This window comes from Brevibacillus reuszeri, from assembly GCF_002897295.1.
Lineage (GTDB): Bacteria > Bacillota > Bacilli > Brevibacillales > Brevibacillaceae > Brevibacillus > Brevibacillus reuszeri_A.
Map to the genome: position 1 here is coordinate 1 of NZ_BEXF01000164.1, position 253 is coordinate 253.

2 rRNA genes are annotated in these 253 nt (G+C 55.3%); both read left to right on the plus strand.

Features of this window, described 5'->3' with window-relative positions:
• Nucleotides 1-64: ribosomal RNA gene (locus tag C3B52_RS36010) — 16S ribosomal RNA — on the plus strand; the annotation flags it as partial.
• Between the two features lie 66 nt (nucleotides 65-130).
• Nucleotides 131-247, plus strand: a 5S ribosomal RNA gene (gene rrf / locus C3B52_RS36015).
• Nucleotides 248-253 lie beyond the last annotated feature (6 nt).

Here is a 253-nt window from a genome sequence, read left to right on the forward strand (position 1 = left end):
GATGACTGGGGTGAAGTCGTAACAAGGTATCCGTACCGGAAGGTGCGGATGGATCACCTCCTTTCTATGGAGATACGACGATTAACGCACATTCGCTGTTCAGTTTTGAGAGAAGCATTCTCTCAAATAGTCTGGTGATGATGGCGGAGGGGACACACCCGTTCCCATGCCGAACACGGCCGTTAAGCCCTCCAGCGCCGATGGTACTTGCTCCGCAGGGAGCCGGGAGAGTAGGACGTTGCCAGGCGAGCAA